This is a genomic window from Nocardia sp. NPDC060255 (genome assembly GCF_042727395.1).
Taxonomy (GTDB): domain Bacteria; phylum Actinomycetota; class Actinomycetes; order Mycobacteriales; family Mycobacteriaceae; genus Nocardia.
Map to the genome: position 1 here is coordinate 21,181 of NZ_JBHXAU010000041.1, position 24,930 is coordinate 46,110.

Annotated in this window: 22 protein-coding genes, 1 tRNA gene and 1 pseudogene; 14 read left to right on the forward strand and 10 right to left on the reverse strand. The window is 67.1% G+C overall.

Features of this window, described 5'->3' with window-relative positions; translation table 11 throughout:
• Nucleotides 1-5: 5 nt before the first annotated feature.
• On the reverse strand, nt 6-1,397 hold the full coding sequence (locus ACFWF1_RS41860; protein ID WP_379285231.1) for a bifunctional lysylphosphatidylglycerol flippase/synthetase MprF: 1,392 nt from the start codon (nt 1,395-1,397) through the stop codon (nt 6-8).
• Nucleotides 1,398-1,610: 213 nt separating this feature from the next.
• Nucleotides 1,611-2,381, reverse strand: coding sequence for a dienelactone hydrolase family protein (locus tag ACFWF1_RS41865; protein ID WP_379285230.1), 771 nt, complete (start codon nt 2,379-2,381; stop codon nt 1,611-1,613).
• A gap of 226 nt (nt 2,382-2,607) precedes the next feature.
• On the opposite strand from ACFWF1_RS41865, the gene ACFWF1_RS41870 reads away from it, so the two are divergent.
• Nucleotides 2,608-3,114 carry a hypothetical protein gene (locus ACFWF1_RS41870; RefSeq protein ID WP_379285229.1) on the forward strand — a complete coding sequence of 169 codons (507 nt, stop codon included), beginning with the start codon at nt 2,608-2,610 and terminating at the stop codon, nt 3,112-3,114.
• Nucleotides 3,115-3,193: 79 nt separating this feature from the next.
• Nucleotides 3,194-3,955: a helix-turn-helix domain-containing protein gene (locus ACFWF1_RS41875; RefSeq protein ID WP_379285228.1), complete on the forward strand. Its 762-nt coding sequence runs from the start codon at nt 3,194-3,196 to the stop codon at nt 3,953-3,955.
• Here ACFWF1_RS41875 and ACFWF1_RS41880 read toward each other — a convergent pair whose 3' ends face one another.
• From ACFWF1_RS41880 to ACFWF1_RS41890, 3 genes are all read right to left on the reverse strand, one after another.
• On the reverse strand, nt 3,956-4,357 hold the full coding sequence (locus ACFWF1_RS41880) for a VOC family protein (protein WP_379285227.1): 402 nt from the start codon (nt 4,355-4,357) through the stop codon (nt 3,956-3,958). It lies immediately after the preceding gene.
• 142 nt (nt 4,358-4,499) lie between these two features.
• Nucleotides 4,500-4,913 (reverse strand): arsenate reductase ArsC, encoded by a 414-nt coding sequence (locus ACFWF1_RS41885; protein ID WP_379285226.1) that lies wholly within the window; start codon nt 4,911-4,913, stop codon nt 4,500-4,502.
• Nucleotides 4,914-5,421: 508 nt separating this feature from the next.
• Nucleotides 5,422-6,318 (reverse strand): oxygenase MpaB family protein, encoded by an 897-nt coding sequence (locus ACFWF1_RS41890; RefSeq protein WP_379285225.1) that lies wholly within the window; start codon nt 6,316-6,318, stop codon nt 5,422-5,424.
• Nucleotides 6,319-6,445: 127 nt separating this feature from the next.
• Between ACFWF1_RS41890 and ACFWF1_RS41895 the strand changes: the two genes are divergently transcribed.
• Complete coding sequence (locus ACFWF1_RS41895) at nt 6,446-7,195, forward strand: NAD-dependent deacetylase (RefSeq protein WP_379285224.1); 750 nt, start codon at nt 6,446-6,448, stop codon at nt 7,193-7,195.
• A 10-nt stretch (nt 7,196-7,205) separates the two neighbouring features.
• Here the strand turns inward: ACFWF1_RS41895 and ACFWF1_RS41900 are convergent, their stop codons facing one another.
• Both ACFWF1_RS41900 and ACFWF1_RS41905 read right to left on the reverse strand, forming a co-directional pair.
• Entirely contained in the window at nt 7,206-8,504 is a 1,299-nt protein-coding gene (locus tag ACFWF1_RS41900; protein WP_379285223.1) for a D-arabinono-1,4-lactone oxidase, read from the reverse strand.
• 53 nt (nt 8,505-8,557) lie between these two features.
• A complete protein-coding gene (locus ACFWF1_RS41905; RefSeq protein WP_379285222.1) occupies nt 8,558-9,229 on the reverse strand; it encodes a TetR/AcrR family transcriptional regulator in 672 nt (223 codons plus the stop codon).
• A 117-nt stretch (nt 9,230-9,346) separates the two neighbouring features.
• On the opposite strand from ACFWF1_RS41905, the gene ACFWF1_RS41910 reads away from it, so the two are divergent.
• Entirely contained in the window at nt 9,347-10,846 is a 1,500-nt protein-coding gene (locus tag ACFWF1_RS41910) for an MFS transporter (RefSeq protein ID WP_379285221.1), read from the forward strand.
• Nucleotides 10,847-10,914: 68 nt separating this feature from the next.
• Here the strand turns inward: ACFWF1_RS41910 and ACFWF1_RS41915 are convergent, their stop codons facing one another.
• The gene (locus ACFWF1_RS41915; RefSeq protein ID WP_379285721.1) at nt 10,915-12,090 is read right to left on the reverse strand and encodes a lipase family protein; all 1,176 of its coding nucleotides are present in this window, start codon (nt 12,088-12,090) and stop codon (nt 10,915-10,917) included.
• 393 nt (nt 12,091-12,483) lie between these two features.
• Between ACFWF1_RS41915 and ACFWF1_RS41920 the strand changes: the two are divergent.
• From ACFWF1_RS41920 to ACFWF1_RS41950, 7 genes and pseudogenes are all read left to right on the forward strand, one after another.
• Nucleotides 12,484-12,726: pseudogene (locus ACFWF1_RS41920) on the forward strand (fluoride efflux transporter FluC); the annotation flags it as partial.
• Nucleotides 12,727-12,796: 70 nt separating this feature from the next.
• Nucleotides 12,797-13,138, forward strand: a complete 342-nt coding sequence (locus tag ACFWF1_RS41925) for a DUF190 domain-containing protein (protein ID WP_379285220.1) — start codon at nt 12,797-12,799, stop codon at nt 13,136-13,138.
• Complete coding sequence (locus ACFWF1_RS41930; RefSeq protein WP_379285719.1) at nt 13,135-13,434, forward strand: fluoride efflux transporter FluC; 300 nt, start codon at nt 13,135-13,137, stop codon at nt 13,432-13,434. Before ACFWF1_RS41925 ends, ACFWF1_RS41930 begins: the two co-directional genes overlap by 4 nt.
• 47 nt (nt 13,435-13,481) lie before the next feature.
• Nucleotides 13,482-15,122 carry a phosphoglucomutase (alpha-D-glucose-1,6-bisphosphate-dependent) gene (gene pgm, locus ACFWF1_RS41935; RefSeq protein WP_379285219.1) on the forward strand — a complete coding sequence of 547 codons (1,641 nt, stop codon included), beginning with the start codon at nt 13,482-13,484 and terminating at the stop codon, nt 15,120-15,122.
• Nucleotides 15,115-16,599 carry an MFS transporter gene (locus tag ACFWF1_RS41940; protein ID WP_379285218.1) on the forward strand — a complete coding sequence of 495 codons (1,485 nt, stop codon included), beginning with the start codon at nt 15,115-15,117 and terminating at the stop codon, nt 16,597-16,599. Before pgm ends, ACFWF1_RS41940 begins: the two co-directional genes overlap by 8 nt.
• Before the next feature lie 685 nt (nt 16,600-17,284).
• On the forward strand, nt 17,285-18,022 hold the full coding sequence (locus ACFWF1_RS41945) for a DsbA family protein (RefSeq protein WP_379285217.1): 738 nt from the start codon (nt 17,285-17,287) through the stop codon (nt 18,020-18,022).
• A gap of 109 nt (nt 18,023-18,131) precedes the next feature.
• Entirely contained in the window at nt 18,132-18,935 is an 804-nt protein-coding gene (locus ACFWF1_RS41950) for an SAM-dependent methyltransferase (RefSeq protein ID WP_379285216.1), read from the forward strand.
• Nucleotides 18,936-19,337: 402 nt separating this feature from the next.
• Here the strand turns inward: ACFWF1_RS41950 and ACFWF1_RS41955 are convergent, their stop codons facing one another.
• Nucleotides 19,338-20,738, reverse strand: a complete 1,401-nt coding sequence (locus tag ACFWF1_RS41955) for a DUF222 domain-containing protein (RefSeq protein ID WP_379285215.1) — start codon at nt 20,736-20,738, stop codon at nt 19,338-19,340.
• 122 nt (nt 20,739-20,860) lie between these two features.
• Between ACFWF1_RS41955 and ACFWF1_RS41960 the strand changes: the two genes are divergently transcribed.
• Both ACFWF1_RS41960 and ACFWF1_RS41965 read left to right on the forward strand, forming a co-directional pair.
• A tRNA-Ala gene (locus ACFWF1_RS41960) sits at nt 20,861-20,933 on the forward strand.
• 585 nt (nt 20,934-21,518) lie between these two features.
• Nucleotides 21,519-22,319 (forward strand): hypothetical protein, encoded by an 801-nt coding sequence (locus ACFWF1_RS41965; protein ID WP_379285214.1) that lies wholly within the window; start codon nt 21,519-21,521, stop codon nt 22,317-22,319.
• Nucleotides 22,320-22,892: 573 nt separating this feature from the next.
• Here ACFWF1_RS41965 and ACFWF1_RS41970 read toward each other — a convergent pair.
• Nucleotides 22,893-23,531 (reverse strand): DUF6461 domain-containing protein, encoded by a 639-nt coding sequence (locus tag ACFWF1_RS41970; RefSeq protein ID WP_379285213.1) that lies wholly within the window; start codon nt 23,529-23,531, stop codon nt 22,893-22,895.
• Nucleotides 23,532-23,992: 461 nt separating this feature from the next.
• Between ACFWF1_RS41970 and ACFWF1_RS41975 the strand changes: the two genes are divergently transcribed.
• Nucleotides 23,993-24,292: a hypothetical protein gene (locus ACFWF1_RS41975; RefSeq protein ID WP_379285212.1), complete on the forward strand. Its 300-nt coding sequence runs from the start codon at nt 23,993-23,995 to the stop codon at nt 24,290-24,292.
• Nucleotides 24,293-24,930 lie beyond the last annotated feature (638 nt).

Consider the following 24,930-nt stretch of genomic DNA (forward strand, 5'->3'; position numbering starts at 1 on the left):
CTTCCTCAGTGTTCGCGGCGGTGCGGTGCGAACTCCAGGGTAAGCAGCGCGGCGGCGGCGATGATGACCTCGCGCCAGCGGATCAGCACGTACCGCTGGTCGGTCAGCGCGTGGAACTTGCGCAGGAACCGATACAGCGACTCCAGCCGGATCAGCGGATCACCGAGATGCACAGCCACATAGATCAGCTTCGCCGTGCGCGACTTCTCCTTGTCGGCGAAGAGCTCGGGAAAGGGTGCGAAGGCCAACGAGATCCGGTGGATGTCGTGCTCACGGGCGTAGTCGACCAGGTCGATGATCATCCGCTCGTCCAGGCCGTTCGGGGCGTCCTTGCGCCGCCACGGCACGTCGAGGGTGAGCTCGCGGCCGCGGTTGGAGATGCCGTAGCGCTGGAAGCCGGACAGCGTGCCGTCCTCGTCCTTGGCCATGACCACCAGCATGTTCGGGTTCCGCCCGTCCAGCAGATGATCGAGGATCATCGAGAAACCGCGGGTCTGCCTGCCCCTGCCCCATGAGTCGACGATGGCGAGCAGCCCGTCGCGTTGCGCGTCGGTGAGCGCGGACTCGTCCACGATCTCGGTGCTGACGCCGAAATTGCGGGTGCGGCTGACGGCTTGGCGCAGGTTGCGGAAGTTTCTGCCGACCAGGGCGAAGTTGTCCACGTCGATCACCACGTCGCGGCCGATCGGAACGGCGTGCAGCCCACGGTGATCCAGCGCGCGGCGCTGCCACATCTCGGCCAGGTCCGGGCTCGCGCCGAGGACCGCGATCCGCCAGCCCTGGTTGATCGCGAATTCGGAGAAGTCCGTGAGCAAGGCGGGGAACGCCGCGCGGTCGCCGATCGGATCGCCCGCCACCACGGCGATGCCGAAGCGGGTGCGGTAGCCGATCCCCGCGGTCGAGTTCGCGTTGAAGAAGTAGGTTTTCGAGGAGTGCAGGGCGAACGGCGCCAGGGGGTCCAGTTCGGTCCGGCCGACCAGTTCGGCGACGCGGTAGAGCTGTTCGGGCTGCGGCTTGCTCGACTGGGGCAGCACCATGATGAACCCGCTGGAGGCGAGCAGCACGAAACCGATGCCGGGGTGCTCCGCGCGGTAAGCGAGGCTGGCGATCGCCAGTACCAAGATAGCGACCGCGAAGTGCGCCAAGGTGATCGGACGCCGCAGGTGCAGACCACGGGCGACGAAGACGCCCGCCACCGCGATGCCGACGAACCAGGCGTGGTCCGCGCCGTCTTTCGACGCGGGATGCGCCGCGTACACCAGGAACACGCTGACGATCAGCGCGACGCCGATGAAGACCGGACGGGTAGAAGGGGTGGTCGTGAGCGCGGCCTGCCGGTACCCGGTGAAGCCCGAGTAGCGCTGAGCCGCCGCTGCCATGCCCCGTTCGTCACTCACGCCTGGACTCCGCCCCGTTGTCGCGTTCCTCCATCCACACAAGCTTTGCCATGTGGTCCTCCCGATGATCGCCTACTCACAACACTATGCGGAACCGGCGGTTCCAGCGGCAACGGCCCCCGTAAACCGGCCGGTTGGTCGCGTTGTCGCACAGTCCGGCCTGGCGGCTGGAGTCGATGCCGACTCCAGCCGAAACATCGGATGAATAGTCCTTTATTCCGCGTTGACGGTGCGATTCAGCAGAGCCAGGAGATCGTGCAGGTGGCGCTGGTATGCGTCCTCGCGATAGGCGGGCGTATCCCGCATGGTGAAACCGTGCTGGGCGTCGGGATAGACGACCGAGGTGTAGCGCACGCCCGCCTTGTCGAGCGCCTGCTCGAGGCGGGTGATGTCCTCGGCGGGCATGGACGAGTCGTGGTCGGCGTGCGCGGTGAACAGTTCGGCGGTGATGTCGGCCGCGGTGTGGTGCGGGCTGTCCGGCCGGTCGTCGGCCGCCAGGAAGCCGCCGTGGAAACTGGCCGCCGCGGCCACCTGGTCACCGAAGGTCGCCGCGGTACGCAGCGCGAGCCTGCCGCCCATGCAGTAGCCCGTCGTCGCCAGCGCGCCGGGCGCGACCAACTCGTTGGCCGACAGCCACGCGAGGTAGCCGTGCGCGTCCTGCATGGCCTTGTCGGGGGTGAGCGCCTCGCGCATCGGGCCGAGGGCCGCGAAGAACTCGCCCATCGCGTTCGGCTCGGTGAAATCGGGCACGGGCAGCACCGGGGCGTGGCCGGAGCGGTAGAAGAGGTTGGGCGCGAGTACGGCGAACCCGTGCGCGGCAATGGTTTCCACCATCTCGCGCAGCCACGGTCGCAGGCCGAGCGCGTCCGGATAGAACAGCAGGCCAGGATGAGCGGCGCCGTCGTCGGGATGGGCGAAGTAGGCGTCGGCGGTGCCGTCGGGCAGTGGGATTTCGACCGCGTGGAACGCGACAGGTGAAGTCATCAGACGAGTCTCCGTGGAGTAAATGGTGACAACGAACGAGGCAACATTACTCCGGCAAATTACTGAATAAATCGGCGATTTCGGGCGCGTGTACGCTCCATTCGACTCCGAAGTTGTCATGCTCTGTCTGTCGGCGGCGTGCACATGATCACGACGAGCACCCGCAGTTCGATCGCTGATCCGTACCAATCGCCGGGTAAGTGGGCGCGACGAGAGGGTTTGATCTGTGAAATTGATTTGGCTGGTGGGTCCGGCGCTGGTCGCGGTCGTCGTGTCGGGGTGTTCCGACGACAAGTCGGCGAGCAAGGAATCGTCCTCGTCGAGTAATCCGGGGACCTCCAGTTCGGGGGAGAGCACGTCCGCGTCGGGCGACGACAGCGAAACCGGTGGTGGCGTGCGGATCGCGCTCGGCGAGACCAAAAAAGTCGCCGTTCCCGCCGACGCCGTGATGGATATCCGGATGCCCGCCGAGTGGGGACCGGCCGCAAATGAGCTGCGCTGCACGGTGGTCGACAGTTCCGGCCGGAACGAAGATCTCCGTTCCTCGGATGCGAAAAAGACCGAATCGGTGAATGGCAAGGACTGGATGACGGTGTGGACGTTTTCCGCAGCTCCGGTCGGCGATGTCACGGTCGGCTGCACCGACCCCGACTCGAAAATCGCCGCCGCGCACCCTGACGCCTTCGTCCGGGTCGTCCCGCGCGGCGTGTTCCCGACCCCGGCGCCACGCTGAGCCGCTGGTTCGGAACAACTGCATCGTCGACCACCGCTGTCCGTCGAGCATGTCGGAGGGTGGCGGTAGCGTCGAGGATATGGACGATGCCTGGGATGGTCGGGGGTATCGGGAGCGGCCGTCCAGGTTCGGGCGGGCCGTGGTGTGGTCGCGGACAGTTACCGGGGACGACGCTGGGTCGCCGGTGTTGCCGGACGGATGTATTGATCTGTTGTGGGTCGGTGGGCGGCTGGTTATCGCCGGGCCGGACACTCGGGCCTATCGGCCGGTGGTGGCGGTGGGGACGCGGTATGTGGGGCTTCGATTCTTTCCAGGGACAGCGCCTTCGTTGCTCGGGGTGCCTGCGGATGCGTTGCGGGATCAGCGGATAGAGCTTGCTGATGTGTGGTCGTCGGGGACGGTGCGGCGGCTGAGTGAGCAACTCTCGGAGGCCGACGATCCGGTGTCGGCGCTGGAGCGGATTGCGTTGCGGCGGGCTGCGGAGGTGGCGCCGCCGGATCCGGTGTTGCGGCGGGTCGTCGCGGCGTTGGACGCGGGGTGGTCGGTGGGGGCGACCGCCGAGGCGGCGGGGTTGAATGCGCGGCTGTTGCATCGGCGTTCGCTGGCGGCGTTCGGTTATGGGCCCAAGACGTTGGCGCGGGTGTTGCGGATGCAACGCGCGCTCGCGGCGGCGCGGCAGGGGATGCCGTTCGCCGACACCGCCGCATCGACCGGGTTCGCGGATCAGGCGCACTTGGCGCGGGAGGTGCGTGATCTCACCGGAATGCCGTTGGGGCAGGTGCTGACTCGGTCAGCTGCGGCGGTGTCGGGCGGAGGCAGCGCGCTGTCGAAGGCGGGCTGATCAGTCGGCGGTCGGCAGGGCCGCGTAGAGGTCGATGCCGTTGCCGTCCGGGTCATGGACGACGGCGTAGCGCTGGCCCCAGAAGGCGTCCCACGGCTTCATCTCGCCGTGGTAGCCGGCGTCGATGAGGTCGGTGTAGACGGAGTCGACCTCGGCGGGGTCCGCGCAGCGGAAGGCGAGTCCGATGCGGCCCGCGCCGGCCGGGGGTTGCCAATGGGGGTGGAAGGACTGGACGGTGGCCTCGGTGTCGAGGGCCAGCCGGAAACCGTTGGGCAGGGCGGCCTCGGCGTGCGGCTCTGTCTCGGAGCCCGCGGGGAAGTCGAGGCCGAGGCGGCGGTAGAAGGCGACGGAGGCGGGCATATCGGTGACGACGATGCCGATGACGTCGAGTTGTGGAGTCATACCCGCACGGTAACCAGCCATGCCCCGGCCGGTCTTGAACGAATCGGACAGCGCACGGTTCTTCGCACACCCGATTCGCGCCGCACAGCCGCGCCTGTCATGCAGAGGGTGCGCGAGGAACGAAGCGGATGTGCGAAGACGCTCAGCGGGCGAGGGCGGGGACGAGTTCCGCGATCAGATTTTCGACGAGGATCTGGATGCGGTCGCGGATGGTGCGGACCACATCGATGGTTTGCCCGGACGGATCGGGCAGCACCCAGTCGCGGTAGCTGATGCCGGGGAAGAACGGGCAGGCGTCACCGCAGCCCATGGTCACCACCACGTCGGAAATGCCCACCGCGTCCATCGTCAGCGCCTTGGGGGTCTGGCCCGAGATGTCGATGCCGACCTCGGCCATCGCGGCGACTACGACCGGGTTGAGCGCGGCCGCCGGTGCGCTGCCCGCGGACCGCACCTCGATCCGGTCGCCCGCGAACGCGGTGAGGAACCCGGCGGCCATCTGCGATCTGCCCGCGTTGTGCACGCAGATGAACAGCACGCTGGGCTTGTGCGGCATAGAGGCGCCTTTCGGTGAGCGGATCTGAGTCTGTGCTGCCAGATAAGGGTTATCCGGCGTGTTGAGGCCGAAACGCTGTCGAAGCGTACGGGATACGTATACCAGCGCGGCGAAGATCGTTACTGCGGACAGGCCCTCGTCCGCATTGACGCCCGTTGCGGTGCAGGGGATGTGCCTCGAAAATTGTTGCTGCACAGCGGTTGCGCGGACGACCCTCGGTTGCTGTGCTGCTATGCCCGACGGGATCGACCGGACGTCACTATCGGACTGGACGGTTTTGTATGGATATCGGCGCCGGATTCTGTCCGGGCGATGGGCGCATAGCGAGAGTCGTTGGCGCACAACGGGTTGTCGATGCGGAACCAATCGATGTCCGAACTGGACGGTATTTCCCCGTGCGTAGCTAGCTGAGGGCCTGGCGCCCCGGTGCGGCGAGCTGCCGAAAGCTACTGTCGCACAACAAAAACGGCGCCGTGACCGTTTGTGGCCACAGCGCCGTCGCAAGTGCTCAGATCGGACGGAAGTCGATCATCTTGCGCAGCCGTGCACGATCACGCTCGAGGCGCCGCGCCTCATAAGCGATCGGGAAGTACCGCACCCGTTCCGGAAGCAGCGGAACCGCGCGGGCGATCACCCAACCCAATGCCCGCAGTTTGCGCTCATCGGATTCGCTCCAGGTCAACCCGAGCTTTTCGCGAGCGACCTCGGGCGTCGTCCCCACTGTCACGAAGTACTGCAGCCGCCCGACCGGGGCGACAGCCCGACGCCAGAGGGGCGCGAAAACCCGCGGCAACTGTTTCGGCGGCGCGACGGACCGGATCACCCGCAGATAGTCGCGCGCGGTCCCGGTGGCCGCCAACTGGTTCGCCACCATGTCGGCGAAGAACGTCTCGAACTCGGCATAGCTCGCCGGAATCTCCTTGGGTGCCACCGAGAAGTTGCGCATCAACTGCACCATCTCCTGGTAGACCGCCTCCTTCTCCGTCGGCGAGAGCGGGTTGCGGGCGAAGTACTTCGCGTTCTCGGCAAAGGCGAATGTCCCGGTGTGCAGCACCCAGGCCCACGGCCCCGAGGCCAGCGCCTTGTGCCGAACGCCGTGTGCGTCGGTGGTATTGAGCGAGGCGTGCATGATGCGCAACCGATCGGCCTCGACGAGGGCCTCCTCGCCGCCGTAAATCCACATCATCACTGACGCGATACTGCGCAGCGCGCGACCCATCGGATCGGTGCGGAAGGTGGAATGTTCGTCGACCACCGCGGCGATACTCGGCTCCATGGTCTGCAGCAGAAAAGCAGAACCAGCGGTCAACGAGAAGGTGATCAGTCCGGTCTCATCCCACAGGCGGGTGCCCGGCTCGAACGGACGGCGCGCACGCGCGCTGGTGGTTTCGAGGGCGGCGGACATAGTGATCTCCTTTGATCAACACCCGTAAAGCGATGAGAGGATTAGCGTAACATTCTCTCATCGTCTTGGGTAAGGCCGGCCGAGCGCGGATGACGCGAAGGTTCCGCGCGCCCTAGGCTTTGCTGCTATGACGAGCGAGTGGCGCAGCCGCGACGGCCGCATCGGGGTGCTCACCGGGGCGGGCGTCTCCACCGACTCCGGCATCCCCGACTTCCGCGGCCCGCGCGGCGTGTGGACGAAAGACCCGATCGCCGAACTGCTTTCGACCTACGACAACTACCTGGCCGATCCGGAACTGCGCCAACGCGCGTGGCTGGCACGGCGCGACAACCCGGCCTGGGCGGCACAACCCAATGCCGCACACCTTGCGCTGGCCGAGTTGGCGCAGGCCGGGCGCGCGGTCACGATCATCACGCAGAACATCGACCGGCTGCACCAGCGCGCCGGTTCGCCGGCGGACCGGGTGATCGAGATCCACGGCAACATGTTCGAGGTGGTCTGCGTCGAATGTGATTACCAGACAACGATGGCCGCGGTACTGGACCGTGTCGCGGCGGGCGAGGCGGACCCGCCGTGCCCGCAGTGCGGCGGCGTGCTGAAGTCGGCGACCATCATGTTCGGCCAGCAGCTGGACCGGCGCACGATGATGAAGGCGGCGCTCGCTGCCCAAACCAGCGACATCTTCCTGGCGATCGGCAGCTCGCTGCAGGTCGAGCCAGCGGCGTCGATGTGCGCGATCGCGGTCGAGAACGGCGCGGATCTGATCATCGTGAACAACGAAGCGACGCCGTACGACTCGATGGCCACGGAGCTCGTCCGCGAACCCATCGGCACGGCCGTCCCGCGTCTGGTCGCCGAGATCCTCGCCGCCGGATAACCGCCAGCTGTCAGTCGACGGGGCCGAGGACCCGGTTCAGGTAGGCGTTGCTGAAGCGGCCCTTCGGGTCGAACCGGCGGCGAACCTCCGCGAAGCGGTCCCAGTCGGGGTAGCGCTCGCGCAACGTGTCTGCGGTCTGGAAGTGCCGCTTGCCCCAGTGTGGGCGGCCGTTGTATTTGTCGAACACGGCCTCGCAGGCGCGGAAGTACGGCTCGTACGCCATGCCTCGGTACTGATGCACCGCGATGTAGCAGGTGTCGCGACCGGAGGCAGGGGAGAGGAACGCGTCGTCGGGGGCGACCCAGCGGACCTCGATCGGCATCGCGGTATGGAATTCGGTGGAGAGATCCTTGATTTCGCGGATCGCGGTCGCGGCGTGCTCGCGCGGGATCGCGTATTCCATCTCGGTGAAGCGGAGCAGGCGCGGGGACGCGAAGACCCGATAGGAGCGGTCGACCTGACGACGGTAGCTGCCCGCGTAGGCGGCGCCGCGCTGGATGTACGGCACCAGCCGCGGTTGCCGGCGGGCGAGCTTGCACAGCGCGTCGAAGGTGTAGTTCGACATCAGGATGTCGGTGAGCCAGTCGACGGCCTTGCCGCGCGGCTGCTCGGGCAATTCGACGGCATTGTTGCGCTTGGTCATCGCGAGCGGGCTGTGCCCGAACATGTAGAACTCGAAGTGCTCGTTGTCGTCGACGTAGGCATCCAGGTCGGCGAGGATGTCGTCCACGGGGACCGGCCGCTCGATGCCCTCGAGCACGAACGACGGCACCAGCTGCAGGGTCGCGGCGGTGATCACGCCGAGCGCGCCGATGCTGACCCTGGCCGCGCGCCAGCCCTCGGGGTCGGTGTCCGCGTTCAACTCGACCCGGCTGCCGTCGGCGAGCATCAGTTCGATGGAATGCAGTGCGGCCGAGAGGTTTTGCAGGGTGGATCCGGTGCCGTGGGTGCCGGTGGCGGTGGCGCCCGCCACGGTCTGCACGTCGATGTCGCCCAGGTTGGGGAAGGCGAGGCCGTGCTCGTGCAGTGCGTTGCTCGCGGCGTTGAGGGTGATGCCCGCCTCGACCCGGACGCGTCCGGTGGCGGTGTCGACGTCGAGGACGCGGTTGAGGTTCGCGAGGTTCAGCAGCACGCCGTCGGTCAGGACGGCGTCGGTGAACGAATGCCCCGCTCCTGCGACGCGCACGATCTGTCCGGCGTCGCTCGCGCGCCCGAGGATCTCGGCGACCTCATCGGCGGTGCGCGGGGAGGCGATGGTCGCCGGCGTGCACTGTTGATCGCCAGCCCAGTTCACCCACGAGTTGGTCATGTGACCAACTGTAGGGGATCGGTGTGTGCTATGGCCTGCTAATAACGCAGTTGTTACCTTTTGCGTCCCGCACAGGCGCCTTTGGCCTGCTCTACCTCACTGTCGTTGAGCGGCGGCATCAGCAGCTGCTGCGGCGGCGTGCCGTCGGCCCGCACGCCGTTGAGCACGATCGCCATGTAGCGCTGCCAGACATCGGGATTGACCGGCCTGGCGAACTCGGCGATGCCGTCGACCATGTGGATCAGCGCGAAGAAGTCGGAGGGCTCGATGCCGGGGGCGAGCACGCCGGCATCGCGAGCCCGGTCGACGATGGCCGTGACGGTCGGCTTGATCCGGTCGCGGACGACAACGAATCGGTCGACGTCGTCCTCCAGCTCGAGCATCACCTCGCTGAAGCCGCGATTCTTCGCCATGTGCCTGCAGGCGTACTCGAAGAACTCGACGAGGCCGAACCAGGGATCGGCGTGTTTGTAGGCGGCATCGGCCGCCTCGGCGAACTCGCTGATGCTCTGTTCGAAGACCTCGGTGATCAGTTCCTTCTTGTTGGCGAAGCGCCGGTAAACGGTGCCGACGCCGACGCCTGCGCGTTCGGCGACGTCGTCGAGGGTGATCTCGAGTCCGTGATCGGCAAAGAGTTCGCGCGCCGCGGCGATGATCCGCTGCTGATTTCGCGCGGCATCGGCACGCAGGCGGCGAGGCGGAGAGAGGGCCGTGGCGTGATTCACACTCACATCCTATCAAGTATCGGGATTAAGCGGAGGCGTTCTCTCCGTTATGGTGGTAGCTTCTTACGGTAACCGGAGGCACCAACTCCGCATCAATACTTGAGACAAAGGGGACACATGACTACCACGTTCGACCGTGGGGCACCCGCCCCCGCTGAAACGGATCAGGGCCGTCGCGGCTCGCACGCCCTGCGTTGGTGGGTGCTCGCCGTCCTCGGCGTGGCACAGCTCATGGTCGTGCTGGACGCGACCGTCGTGAACATCGCCCTGCCGGCCGCCCAGCGCGACCTCGGCTTCAGCGATGGCGACCGGCAGTGGGTGGTCACCGGTTACGCACTGGCGTTCGGCAGCCTGCTGCTGCTCGGTGGCCGGCTCAGCGACCTCTTCGGTCGCCGCAACACCTTCATCATCGGCCTGATCGGCTTCGCCGGCGCCTCCGCGGTCGGTGGCGCGGCCACCAGCTTCGAGATGCTGGTCGCGGCTCGCGTCGGGCAGGGTGTGTTCGGCGCACTGCTGGCTCCGGCCGCCTTGTCGCTGCTCACCGTTACCTTCACCGAACCGAGTGAACGGGCCAAGGCGTTCGGCATCTTCGGTGCGGTCGCCGGTGCGGGCGGTGCGATCGGTCTGCTGCTCGGCGGCATGCTCACCGAGTGGGCCAACTGGCGCTGGGTGATGTTCGTCAACCTGGCCTTCGCGGCCGTCGCCCTGGTCGGCGCGGTGCTGCTGCTGGCCAAGCACGTGACCACGAACCGGCCCAAGCTCGACATCCCCGGCACCATCGTGGTGACCGCCGCGCTGTTCGGCATCGTGTACGGCTTCTCGCACGCCGAGTCGACCAGCTGGACCAACCCGGTCACGCTGAGCTTCCTCATCGGTGGCGCGGTGCTGATCGCGGTGTTCGCCTGGCTGGAGACCAAGGTCGCGCATCCGCTGCTGCCGCTGCGCATCGTGCTGGACCGTACTCGCGGCGGCTCGTTCCTGACCGTGTTCGTCATGGGCATCGGGATGTTCGCGATCTTCCTGTTCCTCACCTACTACATGCAGCTGAGCATGGGCTACTCGCCGATCAAGACCGGCTTGGCGTTCCTGCCGATGGTGGCGGCGATGGTCGTCTCGTCCACCACGGTGCCCTCGTTCGTGCTGCCGAAGCTCGGCCCGAAGGTCGTCATGTCGGGCGGCTTCCTGATCGCGGCGGCCGGTATGGCCTGGCTGACCCAGATCGGCCTGGAGACCGGATACTCCTCGCACATTCTGCCCGCACTGATCCTGCTGGGCCTCGGCCTCGGTGGGGCGATGTCCACCGCGTTCCAGGGTGCGACCTCCGGGGTGCACCACGAGGACGCCGGTGTGGCCTCGGCGATGATCAACACCAGCCAGCAGGTCGGTGGCTCGATCGGCACGGCGCTGCTCAGCACCATCGCCGCCTCGGCCGCCACCAACTACCTGTCGACTCGGGCGCCGGATCCGTTGACCGTCGCGCAGTCCGCGGTGGAGAGCTACACCACCAGCTTCTGGTGGGCGACGGCGATCTTCGTGGCAGGCGCCTTGATCACCGCGGTGCTCATGCCGAACACGGTGCCGGTGCCGTCGGAGGGTGAGCCGGTGCTCGCGCACTGACGTTCCGCTCGAACGACACAGCGCCCGCGTTCAATGGAGAACGCGGGCGCTGTGCTGTGTTTACCGACTCAGCAGTTACTGGGTGCGGGCACACCGGCGAAGCGGTCGCCGAGGTAGTTGAACGCGTTGATCGCACCGGGGGCGATCGCGGAGCCGTGGTCGGCGCCGGGGATCAGGTCGAACTGGACGCGGACGCCCTGGCTGCAATACCGGCCGAGGACGTCACGCACCAGCTGCGGTGACACCTGGTCGTTGGCGCCGTGCCATTCGTAGATCGGGGTGCGCGGGACGCCGGGGTAGATCTCGATGCTGTTCTCGTGCAGGATGCGGACCACCGTCGGGTCGGCGTCCATCGCGCCGTAGAAGACATCGTTGAAGCTCTTGTTCGCGCCCGCGTTGATGATGTCGTTGGTGCAGGCGTTGGCAATCTGGTTGCGCAGCGCGAAGCCTGCCGGGTTCAGGATTCGATCCATCTCCAGCTCGGCCGGGTATTCGCGCTCGAGTCCGATGGCGGCCGCGAAGCCGAGGCCGAACAGCGGGCTCCGCTGCAAGCCGACGTCCTGGGCCAGCTTGCCGATATTCATCGGAACACCGCCCTGTGCCGCGCCGACGATCGGCAACTCCGGTGCGTACTCCGGCGCGAGCGCCGCGGCGAACCCGGTCGCCATGCCGCCGCCCGAGTAGCCCGCCATGCCGACCACGCTGCCGCCGAGATCGGCTGGGCCGAAACGCTTTACGGCGCGAATGCCGTCGAGGGTCAGCCTGCCGCCGAGGCGCGCGGCACCGTAGGCGCTGGTCGGTCCGAGATGATCGGGCACCGCGACCGCCCAGCCCCTGGCCAGCAGTGCGTTCAGCGCGGGGGCCTCCTGCATGGTGCCGTCGAAGATGCTGTGCGAGGGCGCGCACTGCAGGCCGAGCGCGTTGACGAATGGCTGATACGACACGATCGGCCGGTTCATGCCGCCGCCCGGCGGCAGCAGCAGGGTCGTCATCGCGGCGATCGGCGCGTCGGCGGAATTGGTCGACCGGTACAGCAGCTGCCAGGCCGTCGCGCCCGGGAAGCCGTTCGCGGCCACCGGCCTGCTGCGCATCACATCGCCCGGCTGGAAGTTACCGACATCCGGTGGCGCGCTGTAGAAGCCGTCGCGGTCGGGCACCGGATAGATCGGTGCGGCCACCGCGGGCGCCAGGTGTCCGAGCCCGGCCGAGGCCGTCGCGAGTGCCACGATCGAGAGTCGACGCAGAGTACGGCCGACGGCTAGCTGCCGTCTGCCTGAGATTTGCTGACGCGCCGGGCGGCGAGCCTCCGCCGTCTCCGGGTGCGCATTCGGTTGTGCCCGCTGTGCCGCCATCGTTGCTCCGACCTGAGTAAGTGGGGGGTGGAGGCAACTTCGGCCAAACCTTCAGGCCATTCGTACGCGGAACTCGGCCAGATGTCAATGAACAACGCTGTTCGCATTGCCTTTCGAGATGGGTCCGGCTGAACGGACCGACCGGTCCAACCGATAACATTGCGCAGGTGGCATTCGGCGCGGAAGGTCAACGGGTGGGGCGTACCCCGTCGATCGGACCGTCGGCGCTGGTTCCGCTCTCGCCCGGCGCGCTCGTCCGCGACGATGTCGGCGGGTGTCCGGCCGATGTGGCCTGGGCGGGTCCCCTGGCCGACGCTCGCGGTAAATGTCATGGGATGCTTTGCTATCGGGATTCTGATGGTTCCGAGCACCGCGAGATGGGTAGCCCAGAAACTGCTGCGTCCCTTTCCCGGTATCGGAGTGCTCGGCGGCTTCACCACCTTTTCCACCAACCGTGTCGCGGTTCGTAGACTGCTCGAATCGGGCGCCACGGTCCAGGCGCCCGGCCATCTCGGGGGAACGGTGGTGGCGTCGCTGGGGCTGGAAACGGGATCACTCGACGGTCAACGGCAACGGCACGACGGAAGGGGGCCAGGCAGTGGGAGAAGCAGGACAGTGGCAACCCGCGGCGCGACTGACGGTGCTGCTCGACGAGGACGACAAATGGCGGCACACGCCCCTGTACGCCGAGATCATGGGCCGCGCCCGCGACACCGGCCTGGCCGGCGCGAGCGTGTGGCGCGGCATCGAAGGCTACGGCGCGTCCTCGCGGATCCACACCACGCGCGTCCTGGACATGGCCGACCATCTGCCGCTGGTGCTGATGCTCGTCGACGAGGCCGCCCGGTTGCGCGCGTTCGTCGAACAGAACGCCGAGCTGTTCACCACCCTCAACGTCGCGCTCTCGCCGCTGGAACTGTGGCAGGGAGCCGCCCGATGATCCTGCCGCTCGACGCGCCCGTGCCGCGTCGCGTAGATCCCGTCGTACCAGCACGTTTCGGTGCTCTGCTGCCACTTGGCACGCCGACCGTTAACATTGTCGGTTCGGCGCTGCTCGGTGGATTGATCGGCGCGAGTGCGGGCAATCGGCTGACAGCCGCCGCCGGTACGGGTTTTCGCGGCGCGCTGACCGGGTTCAGCACGTTCGGCCACGAGACGATCCGGCCGGTGACGGTCGCGGCCTGCCTGCTCGCGGTCTTCGTCGCCGCGTCGACGACACAGTGGTTGTGGCCATGATCCTGATGACGAGCAGGGCGCAGCCGATACGGAAGGGAGACCCGAGCATGGCCCATGATCGAGCAGGGCGACTCGCGCGTCCCACCGATCTGGAAGACATCGCACATCTGGTCACGGCGTACTACAGCCAGATTCCGGATCCGGCGGATCCGGCACAGCAGGTGGTTTTCGGCACGTCGGGACATCGCGGCTCCAGCCTGGACACCGCGTTCAACGAGGCGCACATCCTCGCGATCACCCAGTCGATCGTGGAATACCGTGCGACCCGCGGGATTACCGGGCCGGTATATCTGGCCAGGGACACCCACGCGCTGTCCGAACCCGCCATGGTCACCGCGCTCGAGGTGCTCGCAGCCAACGACGTGACCGCGATGATCGACGCCCGCGACCGGTACACGCCGACGCCGGCGCTGAGTCACGCTGTGCTGCGGCACAATCGGGGCGGCACCCGCAACCAGGCCGACGGCATCGTGATCACCCCGTCGCACAACCCGCCGCGCGACGGCGGCTTCAAATACAACCCGCCGCACGGCGGTCCGGCCGACAACACGGCCACCGACGCCATCGCCGCGCGCGCCAACGAACTGCTGCGCAGCGGGCTCGCCGGGATCAAGCGGACCACGCTGCAGCACGCGCTGGAAACCAACGTCCAGCGCTACGACTACCTCGACCACTACATCGCCGACCTGCCGAATGTGTTGAACCTGGACGCGATTCGCGGCGCGGGCATCCGGCTCGGCGCCGACCCGATGGGCGGCGCGAGCGTCGACTACTGGGAAGAGATCGGGCAGCGCTACGACCTCGAGCTGGAGGTGGTCAACCCGTTCGTCGACCCCACCTGGCGGTTCATGACCCTCGACAGCGACGGCAAGATCCGGATGGATCCGTCCTCGCGCTACGCGATGGCGTCGCTGATCGCGATCAAGGACGACTACGACCTGTCCACCGGCAACGACGCGGACGCGGACCGGCACGGCATCGTCACGCCCGACGGCGGGCTGATCAACCCGAACCACTTCCTCGCGGTGGCCATCGAATACCTGGTCGCGAATCGGATGGGCTGGGACGCGCTCAGCAAGATCGGCAAGACGGTGGTCACCTCGTCGATGATCGATCGGGTGGTCAGCGTGCTCGGCCGCGACGTGCACGAGGTGCCCGTCGGCTTCAAATTCTTCGTGCCCGGATTGTTCAGCGGCAGCCTCGCTTTCGGCGGCGAGGAGAGCGCGGGCGCGTCGTTCCTGCGGATGGACGGCACCGTGTGGACCACCGACAAGGACGGCATCCTGCTCGCGCTGCTCGCCGCCGAGATCGCCGCGGTCACCGGGCAGAGCCCGTCGGCGCGCTACGTCGAACTCGAACGCCGGTACGGCAGTCCCGCCTACGCGCGGATCGACGCCGCCGCGACGACGGAACAGAAAGCGCTACTGGCGAAGTTGACTCCGGACATGATCACCACCAAGGAGATCGCCGGTGAGCCCATCACGTCCGTGCTCACCAGGGCGAAGGGCAACGGCGCACCGCTCGGCGGGCTCAAGGTGACCACCGAGAACGCGTGGTTCGCCGCCCGGCCGTCCGGCACCGAGGACAAATACAAGATCTACGCGGAGTCGTTCCACGGTCCCGAGCACCTCGCGCAGGTGCAGGCGGCTGCGGAGGAAGTGGTGGGACAGGCGCTAGCCGGTGAGTAGATCCTCGGCAGTCGGCACGGCACGGTCCGGCGGCCGGGCGGAGCCACTGCCCATCGAGATCTGGGTGCTCGTCGGTGGCGCGTTCGTCATCGCCATCGGGTTCGGGCTGGTCGCGCCGGTGCTGCCGCAATTCGCGCGTAGCTTCGGGGTCGGCGTCGCGGCGGCCTCGGCGATCGTGAGCGCGTTCGCGTTGATGCGGTTGCTGTTCGCGCCGGTGAGTGGGCGGCTGGTGCAGCGGCTGGGGGAGCGGTCGGTCTATCTCACCGGTCTGCTGATCGTCGCGCTGTCCACCGGGGCCAGCGCGCTGGCCCAAAGTTATTGGCAGTTGATGGTTTTGCGGTCGCTCGGCGGGGTCGGGTCGACCATGTTCACCGTGTCGTCGCTGGCGCTGGTGATCCGGATGTCGCCGCCCGCCGCGCGCGGCCGGGTGTCCGGGCTGTGGTCGACCGGGTTCCTGATCGGGTCGGTCAGTGGCCCGCTGGTCGGTGGGGCGTTGTCCGGGTTCGGCTTGCGGATGCCGTTCGTGATCTACGCGGCCGCGCTGCTCGTGGTGACCGTCGCGGTGTACCTGGCGCTGCGGAATTCGCAGCTCGCCGCGCCGGAACCCGTTGGCGGCCTGCGGATGATGTCGTTCCGGGAAGCGTGGGCCCGGTCGGAGTATCGGGCGGTGCTGTGGTCCAACTTCGCCAACGGGGCCGCGATATTCGGTGTGCGGATGGCGTTGGTGCCGCTGCTCGTCGTCGAAGTGCTGCATCAGACGCCCGGCATGGCCGGGGTGGCGTTGACCGTGTTCGCGGCGGGCAATATCGCGGTGCTCTTCCTGGCTGGTCGATACTCCGATCGCTGGGGGCGCAAGCCTTTTCTGATCACCGGGTCGCTGATCTGTGCGCTCGGCACGGCCGGTCTCGGCATCGCCGACACCCTGCCGTGGTTGCTCGCCACCTCGTTCGTGGCCGGTCTCGGCGCCGGCATGTTCACGCCGACCCAGCAGGCCGCGGTCGCCGACATCATCGGCCCGAACGCCCGCGGCGGACCGGTGCTCGCCGGCTTCCAGATGGCGGCCGATCTCGGCACGGTGCTCGGTCCGGTCGCGGTGGGCGCACTGGCGCAGCAGGCGTCGTACGGTCTCGCGCTCGCCGTCACCGGTGCGTTGCTCGCCGTCGCGGCGGTCGCATGGGCGGTGGTGCCGGAGCCGCTGCGCAAGCGGGAAGATCCGCTGCACAAGTCGGTCGGCGACTGCGACCACATCTGCGGTGCGGACGGGGCAGACCACCAGTTGGCCGGACACGATCCCGAGGTCGAGCACGCGGTGAACGACGCGGCAGGCGCGCCCATCGCCGACAGCCCGATACCGCCGATCGCGGAGCCCGTCACCGGTGAACGTGCGGTGCCCGGCATCGGCGGCCCGACGCGGCACGCCGCCGAACCGGCCGAGGTGGACACCGAACCCACTGCCCGAGACTCGCTCGCACGCTAACTGTCACCCGCACGGCTCGTCGACGTTGTCGCGCCGCAGCCGCTAGCAACGGGACGGCGCGCACAGATTTGCCTCCCGCGCACGGAATCGCTGGATGAGTTACGCGCGTCCCGTGAATTTGTGCGCGGGGTGCTGGCGATTCTGTCGCTTGCGCGGCCGCCGTGTGCGTTCCCGCCTTAAGTCGAGCGCGGCGGTGTTCGCAGCCCATGCAGGGTGGGCGGAGGCACTGCCGCGCACAGATTTGCGTGTCGCGCACGAAATTGCTGACCGAGTTGTGCGCAGGGTGCGAACGTATGCGCGGCAGCCCGTTACGAGTCGAGCGCGGTCATGTTCGTAGCCCGGCCGGGTAGGTGGCGGTTCTGCCGCGTGCGGATTTGCCTGTCGCGCACGGAATCACTGGATGAGTTGTGCGCGTGCCGCGAATTCGTGCGCGGGGTGCTTGCGATCGGTCGTGCGGTGGTCGGTGTATCGCCGCGCTATCGGATCGGGTTGTGGCTTCGTGGTGCGGTTCTACTTGGCGTCCAGTGAGGGCGGCACCGCACGTTGCGTCGAGACTTCGGCAATTCGTCGGGCTTCACATCGTCCTCGACCGGTTGATGGCTATGTGGAGGCTGAACTGTGCGGAGTCTCGCAGCTGGTGGGGGTTGGCGGCGGGGGTGTTGGTCGGTTGCGGCAGAGTGTTGGGGTGAGCGAATCGCGTTCGAACTACACCCCGCGGCCCATGTCCAGCAAGACCACCTATGCGTTGGGCGCTGTTGCCCTCGCGTTGATCGCGATAATCGTTATCGTGGCGGTCCGCAGCGGGCATGACGAGGCGAGTGTGCGCAACGACGGGTACGGGTCCGCGCACGATCCCGGTGTGCACGTGATGCTGGAGCCGGATGGTTCGATCCTGCTCGGCAGGCCCGGTGCGCCGAAGACGATCGACATCTTCGAGGACCCGATCTGCCCCGGCTGCGGCAACATGGAGCGCATCTACGGTCAGGAGATCGCGCAGCAGATCGACGAGGGCAAGCTGGCGGTGCGCTACCGGCTGGTGAACTTCCTCGATCCCCGCTCCCGCAGCAAGGATTACTCGTCACGCGCGGTGGCCGCCAATCAGTGTGTGGCAGAGGGCGGTTCGGGCCCGGTGTACTCGAAGTTCCACACCGAACTGTTCACCACCAAGCGACCGAGCGAGGGCGGCGCCGACCTCAGCAATGACGAACTCGCCGCGCAGGCCAGGGTCGCGGGCGCACCGGAGTCGGTGCTGCAGTGCATCTCCACCGGCGCCAAGGTCGACGCGGCCCGCACCAGCGCGACTGCGACGACCGATGCCCTCGGCGCGGCCCTCGGCGGCTCCGCGGCAACGCCGGCCGTGTTCGACGGCAAGACGAAGATCGAGGTGAACAACGAGGACTGGGTGGTCGCCCTCACCCGCTGATGACGACTTGACACGGATCGAGCAAATGCGCCGCGCGACATCGACTTGCGTGGCTAGGCTTTTTCGAAAGCGGTCAAGTGTCCGAGTATCGCGCGTAAAGGGATGAACGATGACGAATTCCGATTCGGCCCCAGTCGAGTTCGACGTATCGAAGCCGAGTATCTCGAGAGTCTACGACGCGCTACTCGGTGGTAAGGACTATTACCCGTCCGACGAAGTCGTGCTCGACCACCTGCGGGAAACCATGCCCGAGGTCGATGAGCTGGCCAAGCTGAATCGGGCGGTGCTCGGCCGCGGGGTCAAGTATCTCGCGGGCGAAGCGGGACTGAAGCAGTACCTCGACCTTGGTGCAGGTCTGCCCACGATGGAGAACACCCACCAGGTCGCGCAAGCGCTGCAGCCGGAATCCAAGGTCGTCTACGTCGACAAGGATCCGATCGTGTTGGCGCACGGGCGAGCGCTCCTAGGCGAGAACGGTCAGACGCGCGTCATCACCGCCGATCTGCGCGACCCCGCCGCGGTGCTGGCCCATCCGGACGTGCAGAGACTGATCGACTTCTCCGAACCGGTGGCCGTCATGCTCGTCGGCATGCTGCATCACCTGCACGACGATGAGGATCCCGAGGGCGTGGTCGACGGGTATCTGGATGCCGTGCCGGTGGGCAGCCACCTGTTCATCACGCACTTCCTCGACACGGGTGACGAATCGCGCGCGTTGGAGAAGTCCTTCCTCGACTTCCTCGGTACCGGGCGGTTCCGCACCCGGGACGAGATCATCCGGTTGTTCCGCGGCTGCGAACTGGTCGAGCCCGGCTTGGTGCCGCTGTCCTACTGGCGACCGGACAAGATCGTGCGCGACAAGCTGACGCTCGTCGAGGAGATCATCGTCGGCGGGATCGCCGTCAAGTCCTGAGCGCGGGTGGGGCCGGGCCGGACACACCACCCTGTCGCGGCCCGGCCCCGCTCGACGTGGGCGATCCGACTCCAGGAGTTCCCCGGGACCGCGGGCGCCGAGCATTCGGTTGGTTCGGGGGGCCGAGCCAACGAACTCGTCGCGGACTCGGCCCGCTCGGCGGGGTACCCAGCTTCCCCAGTCAGCCGGACCGCCGAGCATTCGGTGGGTCGCGGGACGGTCGCGCTCGATGGCGCGGACGTTCCCTTGGCATCGGGTCGGTTGGTTCGTGGGCCGAGCCGCCGGCTCCACCAGTCGGCGGCTCGGCCCGTTCGACGGCGCGGTCCTGCTTCCCCAGTCGGCCGGGACCGCCGCGCGTCGAGTTTTCAGTTGGTCAGTGGGTTCTCGCATCTCTTCGGCGGCTCACCGCATCGTGCTGATCGCGGGAGTTGTTGCGTCGTCGGGGATTTCGTCCTCCGGAGCGATTCGGCACAGTTGGCGGTGGACCAGGACGTGGCCGCGGAAGGGGTAGGCGAGGTCGTCGGGGAGGTTGCTCTCGGGTGTCTGGGGTGAGGTGTGGGCCGGGCCGGTCGGTACGTCGATGTCCTTGTGCGGGAACAGGTATCGGGCGCCTTCGCGGGAGGTGGTGTGCACCTCGCCGGTCGGCGCGGTCCACTGCAGCCGACCCGGGTCGGCCAGCCAAGTTTCCCACGGCACTTTCTTGTTGTCTGCCAACGTTTTCAAGCGGTGGTGACGCGCGCACAGCACCGTCGCGTCGACGGGTGACCGATCCAGTTCTGATTCGGCCGCGGGAATCGTGCACCCCGGGAACCGGCACATCCCGTCCCACGCACGCACTTCCCGATCCAGGTGTGGTGCGTGCGGGCCCGATTCGTCGTCCGACTGTTCCGGAATCACTTGGAACCGGGCATGTTCGGCGAGGATCCGGGCCAGCGCGGCATCGATCGGTCCGTACCCGGCCAGAAACGCGGGTGCGTCCCGCATCCCCAGCAACGTGTCCGCCGGAATCCCGATCTGGATCAACGGCCGCCGCGGCGGGTCGCCCACCACATCCCCCTTCGAACATCGCACCCCGCGCCCACACGCGCACCGCAACTGCCCCGACCCGTCGGCCAACGCCACCAGCGCGTCGGCCCGCCGCTGCGGCATCGTCCGCGGATCCGACGCGCACACCTGCAGACTCATCTCTCGCAGCCGCATGGCCACCGTCTGCGCGCCGGGCGCGGGCAGCAGCCCGTCGAACACCGCCATACTGTCCTGCACCGCCCGAATCCGGACGTCCCGATCATCCTGGCGCCGCTCCCGCCGTCGTTGCGCCCCACCGGGATCCAGCCGCGCCGCCCACCGCCGCGCCGCCTGTCGCAGCCGCACCGGCGTGGTCCGCTCCGCGGTCTCCAACAACCTCGGCTCCAACTCGCCGAGCACATCCCTGGCCACCGCACGCGTGTTATCGATGATCACCCGCACCTTCGCCAGGTCGATCCGCCCCACCGCGAACTCCGCCCGCGTGCGCGGCAACCAATCCTCCAGCGCCAGCCCGACATCGATCATCGCCGCCGCAGACCCCTCATCGACCTGCAACGCCACCGCCGCCTCGGTAGCCGCGAACTCCCCGGCCCGCACCCCACCCGGCCCCGGCTCCGCATTCGCCGCCCGATGCCGCCGATACAACTCCCGCACCGCGAACACCTCCGCCGCCTGCGCCGCCGCCGACACCCCATGCGCAGTCCGAAGGGCGTCGATCAGCCCCTCATCGCTCATGGCCTGAAAGTCCAGCACCGAGAGATCGTTTCCTTCGAACATGCGTTCGAGTCTACGACCGCCGGCCCCACACCGCCACCCCCGATTCAACGCGATTTGGCCGCCGCCATACCCGTGGTGTAACTTCGTTCAGGCAGTCAGGGAAACCTGAAAGCAACCCACTCGGGGCTATGGCGCAGCTGGTAGCGCACCACACTGGCAGTGTGGGGGTCAGGGGTTCGAGTCCCCTTAGCTCCACTTTTTATACAGGTCAGGCCCGGCAATGCCGGGCCTGACTTCGTTCATTCGGAAGAATCCCCATGGTTTACCCCATCTTTCGATCCCCATGGTTCGCCCTAGCGGAGCTTGTCGAGGGCGGGCGCGGTTGCCGGCGCGGGAGAGCCGGTGGCGTTGCTGGTCTCCGAAGGAGGCGTCCAAGGGAGCGGTGCCGTTCCAGGAGGCGAACACGACAAATCCCTCGCGGCCGAACTCACGCGCGCGGCACTATCGTGTCCGGCAGCCTCGAGCGGGATCGCGGGGCCAGCACAGTAGTAGGGCCGAGGGCTGCGCGTTTCCTACCGGCGAGGTCGGGGTGCACGTGCGGGTGTCTCGCACCGGGCGCTGGTCAATCCTCGACGTCCTCAGCGTCCAACTTGCGGTGCGATGGCAGCAGTTCGTCGGCCTTGACCGGACCGAACCGCGTCAAGTTGGAATCGTCTTCCGGGCCAACAGCATTTCTGCCCAGCCGATCGATTCCTGACCGAGTCCTGAACTTGCCCACTGGTCGGTCGCTATGGATCTACCGTGGTGTTACGGGGGTGTTTATTCGGGTGAGGAGCACCGATGATCGACATCTTCACGTTTCGAGGGACCAATGAGACACGTAACCTGGACGGCGCACCGATAGGCATGCTGGCGGCCGTCACGGGCCTGCTCGACCCGGGGTACTTCCGCAGTTTCGAACCGGATTGGACGGCATCGATCGGGCCCGACCCGAATCTGTGGGGTCCGTCGCTGGACACCTCGGTGCAGGAGGGCATTGCCGCCGGGGTGCGGGCGATCCAGGATTCACCGAATGTCTGTGGGATCCTGAGCTATTCGCTGGGTGGCATCTGCGCCAGCCAGATCCTCGAGGGCGTCCAGTGCGGGCAGTACACCAACACAGACGGCAGCCCGCTGGAGATCGCGTTCGCGGTCAATATCGCCAATCCGCGTCGCAACGCGGGAGATTCGGTCGGCGACCTGTGCCCGCCGTCGACCTTCGGACTGCATGGTCAGCACGGGCCGTGGCCGGAGCTGGTCCAGACGCGTGAGTACGCTAATGCGGCCGACATTGTTACCGCATCCCCGCCGGACTCGCCGCTGCGGATCATCGATGTGGGAATCTCGCCGTTCTCGTTCGTGGAGGGCGCGCGCTTCGGCAATGTGAGCTACATGATCTTCGACGAGTTGCTGCGGTGGTTGCTGCAGGACCCGATTGCAAACGTCGGCCGCTATGCGGAGGCGATGCGCGGAATCATCGATCTGCTGACGCCCTGGCCGAACGGCCCGCACGTCGCCTATTCGGCGCAGAACATGCCCGGCACGAACGTGGTGTGGACGACACACGCGGCAAACTACATCAACGACACGTTCGCCCACTGAATCCGCCCGAAAACGCGCCGGAACAACGCTCGGTCTCGGTTGCCGGGTGCCGACCGCGCGGATCATGATGTCCGGGCCGTTCACCTGCACCGCGCGATTCGTATGCTGGTCCGTTAGGTCCACTCGAGGTAGAACCTGCGTATGGGTACTGGCAGTCCCGAGGTCCATTTTCTACTGGACCTCGGGATTTTTCATTGGCGACCTCGTCCTGATGGGGCCATCTGATCGGCGTCCGAACGTCCTGTAATGGCGATGAGCGCGCTTTCGACGCCACCCGCCCGACGCCATCACCCGGACGGCGCGTCCGACTGGCTGCACCGCCGGACGCAGCCGCGCTACCCGCCTGCACGTACCGAATTGATGCATCAGGCACCGAAAGCTGTGATCCGCGCCGGAAGGGCGCGCACGATCCGCCGTTGCACCTCCGCCAACTCGGCGGTCCCCGCGATGCCGATCGCCCGGTAGGGATCCCGGCGAACGCGGATGGCTCGGTGCGTTGCTTTGTCGATCGACCCGAGGGATCGAGTCGAGTTGAACCTATGCGGCGACCGCTGGGGTAATTGAGCGCCCGATTCAGCCGAAAGGTGTGACCAGTAATGGGATTTGGCGTAGGTCGTCGAGGGTGTAGTGGATGCCTGCGAGTGCGCTGATCGCGCGGAGGCCGATGGCGGAGTCGGCCTCGCCCGGGTCGAGGTAGTCGTGGTCGACGGTGCCGGCCGCTTCGAACGCCGCGCGCAGTTCGTCGGGTAGGTCGGCCAGGTCGGTGTCGAGTTCGAGGTCGTCGACGTTGATCCAGGCGATTTCGTTTCCGTCGGCGTAGTAGGTCAGGCTCGCGTCGGCATTGATGGAGAAGTAGCTCGTCGCAGCTACGCGACCGTCGGCCGATAGAGCCGCCGCGTCTTCGGTGGCGCCGAAATCGTCATAGATGAAGGTCCATTCGCCGACCTGCCCCGCCAGCAGCGTCGCGGTAGCGCCTCGCTCGGTGCCGAGTGCCGCCGCTGGCAGGGAGGTCCGCTCGTCCGGCTTGACTGCGGGAAGTTTGCACGGCCGGAACAGGCGTGCCTTGGCTCCTAGTGCTTCGAGTGCCGCGGCGGGTTCGAGGCCACGGACCACGTGCACGCAGTGATTGGGATCGTCGCTCGCCAGCCCGTTGATCCACAACGGAAAACCTTCGGGGTCAAGGGAATTCGGCGGAAATCCGGGTGTAGCCATACTGTCCTCGCCTATCGGAACCATGTTCGTGTCGGGTTCATCATCGCCCGCGTCACCGGCCAGCGCGCGGGACGGGTGAGCACGATGGTCGACGTGCGGGTTCGCACATCCGCAGTTCCGCTGCAGTTGGCGCACGCCACGGCAGCGCTGATTGCTGAGTACCGTGAGAAGCGTCTCCCGCAGAGCGCGACCGCATCTCGGGCGATCCGCCACCTGCCTACGGTTGTGGCTGACCGCAGGCCGTGCGCGCTATGCCGCTTAATGAGCGATCACCCCGGCGGAGGTTGGTTGGTTAGCGGTGTGGCGCGGTTCGCGGCGCGATGTCGTGACCACGGACGAAGCATGAGGAAATGCCTCTGCTGACTGCCCTGACCGTTCGCCGGCATTCCTTCTGAGGATCAGCTCGAAACGTGGTGGTCCGACTGCCCTGTGGGGCCGATGAGCGAGCATAGACCCTCAAAGTGTTCGAGTTCGCGATTCAAGATGTTCGCCACATCCGCCTTCGGGTGGGACGATGGCATTTCCGCACTTGGCGCACCTGGGTGATGAAGCTGCCCAGGGGATACCGCGAACCAGAACTGGTCTACTCCGTCGAGTGGTACGACGAGGAGGGTAGGAGCCTGGGCCAACTGGGCGCGTTCTTCTCAATGGAGATGGCCGAGGCTTGCGTGGCACAGCTCGAGGCCGAGGGCCGCACCGACCTGGAGATCAATATGATTGGCGTCCACACCCGACTGGAGGACTGGCAGTTCGATCGGTAGATAGCATGAACGCTCGCACCGCTTATCGAGCGACCACTCAGCGGAGGGTCCGCTGCTGACACGTTGGGCCTACTCCACTCGTAGGCGGCCCATGCTCATGGAGAGCATGGGCCGTTCTCGTTTCGTCATGTCTTGTGGGGGTGCAGCCCCCACGCCCCGCCCGGCGGGGCTTCGCCCCCGGACCCCCTTCCTGGGTTTGCCAATCCCGAGTCTGTGTCCCCAGCCCCTCGCTTCGGCTGCCTACCCAAAGCCGGTTCGCGCCCGGGCCCCTCTCGGTTCGCCTGTCCCGAAGCCGTGCACCCAGACTCCGTCCTTCGCCCGGTCCTCCTGGCGGAGGTTGGCGAGGGGCGCTTGTCGAGTCAGTGGCTTGCCGAGGTCGAGCCCGCTGTGCGAGAGGTCTGGTCGTCCTCGCCGCAGTCTCGGCCCCATCTCCTTCAGCGTGTTGATTGCCCACTCCGGCAGTACGACAATGGGGTGGGCTCGCCCCAGCTACCCGACCGCGATCGACACCACCAGGAGGGTGTGACCGCCGCTGTGAATGGTGCTCGGGCCGTTGGTGTTTCGGCTGAAAGCAGGAGTCGGTGCAAGAACCCGGCTAATGTAACGTGTTGATGGGCAACGGGCCTCGGTGGTCCAGT

Excerpts from the sequence above, each read along its gene's own strand:
- ACFWF1_RS41875 (WP_379285228.1), top strand. The coding sequence starts at position 3,194 with ATGGACGATGCCTGGGATGGTCGGGGGTATCGGGAGCGGCCGTCCAGG.
- ACFWF1_RS41880 (WP_379285227.1), bottom strand. The coding sequence starts at position 4,357 with ATGACTCCACAACTCGACGTCATCGGCATCGTCGTCACCGATATGCCC.
- ACFWF1_RS41970 (WP_379285213.1), bottom strand. The coding sequence starts at position 23,531 with ATGGCTACACCCGGATTTCCGCCGAATTCCCTTGACCCCGAAGGTTTT.
- pgm (WP_379285219.1), top strand. The coding sequence starts at position 13,482 with ATGGCCCATGATCGAGCAGGGCGACTCGCGCGTCCCACCGATCTGGAA.
- ACFWF1_RS41930 (WP_379285719.1), top strand. The coding sequence starts at position 13,135 with ATGATCCTGCCGCTCGACGCGCCCGTGCCGCGTCGCGTAGATCCCGTC.
- ACFWF1_RS41955 (WP_379285215.1), bottom strand. The coding sequence starts at position 20,738 with ATGTTCGAAGGAAACGATCTCTCGGTGCTGGACTTTCAGGCCATGAGC.
- ACFWF1_RS41910 (WP_379285221.1), top strand. The coding sequence starts at position 9,347 with ATGACTACCACGTTCGACCGTGGGGCACCCGCCCCCGCTGAAACGGAT.
- ACFWF1_RS41965 (WP_379285214.1), top strand. The coding sequence starts at position 21,519 with ATGATCGACATCTTCACGTTTCGAGGGACCAATGAGACACGTAACCTG.
- ACFWF1_RS41900 (WP_379285223.1), bottom strand. The coding sequence starts at position 8,504 with ATGACCAACTCGTGGGTGAACTGGGCTGGCGATCAACAGTGCACGCCG.
- ACFWF1_RS41865 (WP_379285230.1), bottom strand. The coding sequence starts at position 2,381 with ATGACTTCACCTGTCGCGTTCCACGCGGTCGAAATCCCACTGCCCGAC.
- ACFWF1_RS41890 (WP_379285225.1), bottom strand. The coding sequence starts at position 6,318 with ATGTCCGCCGCCCTCGAAACCACCAGCGCGCGTGCGCGCCGTCCGTTC.
- ACFWF1_RS41895 (WP_379285224.1), top strand. The coding sequence starts at position 6,446 with ATGACGAGCGAGTGGCGCAGCCGCGACGGCCGCATCGGGGTGCTCACC.
- ACFWF1_RS41885 (WP_379285226.1), bottom strand. The coding sequence starts at position 4,913 with ATGCCGCACAAGCCCAGCGTGCTGTTCATCTGCGTGCACAACGCGGGC.
- ACFWF1_RS41950 (WP_379285216.1), top strand. The coding sequence starts at position 18,132 with ATGACGAATTCCGATTCGGCCCCAGTCGAGTTCGACGTATCGAAGCCG.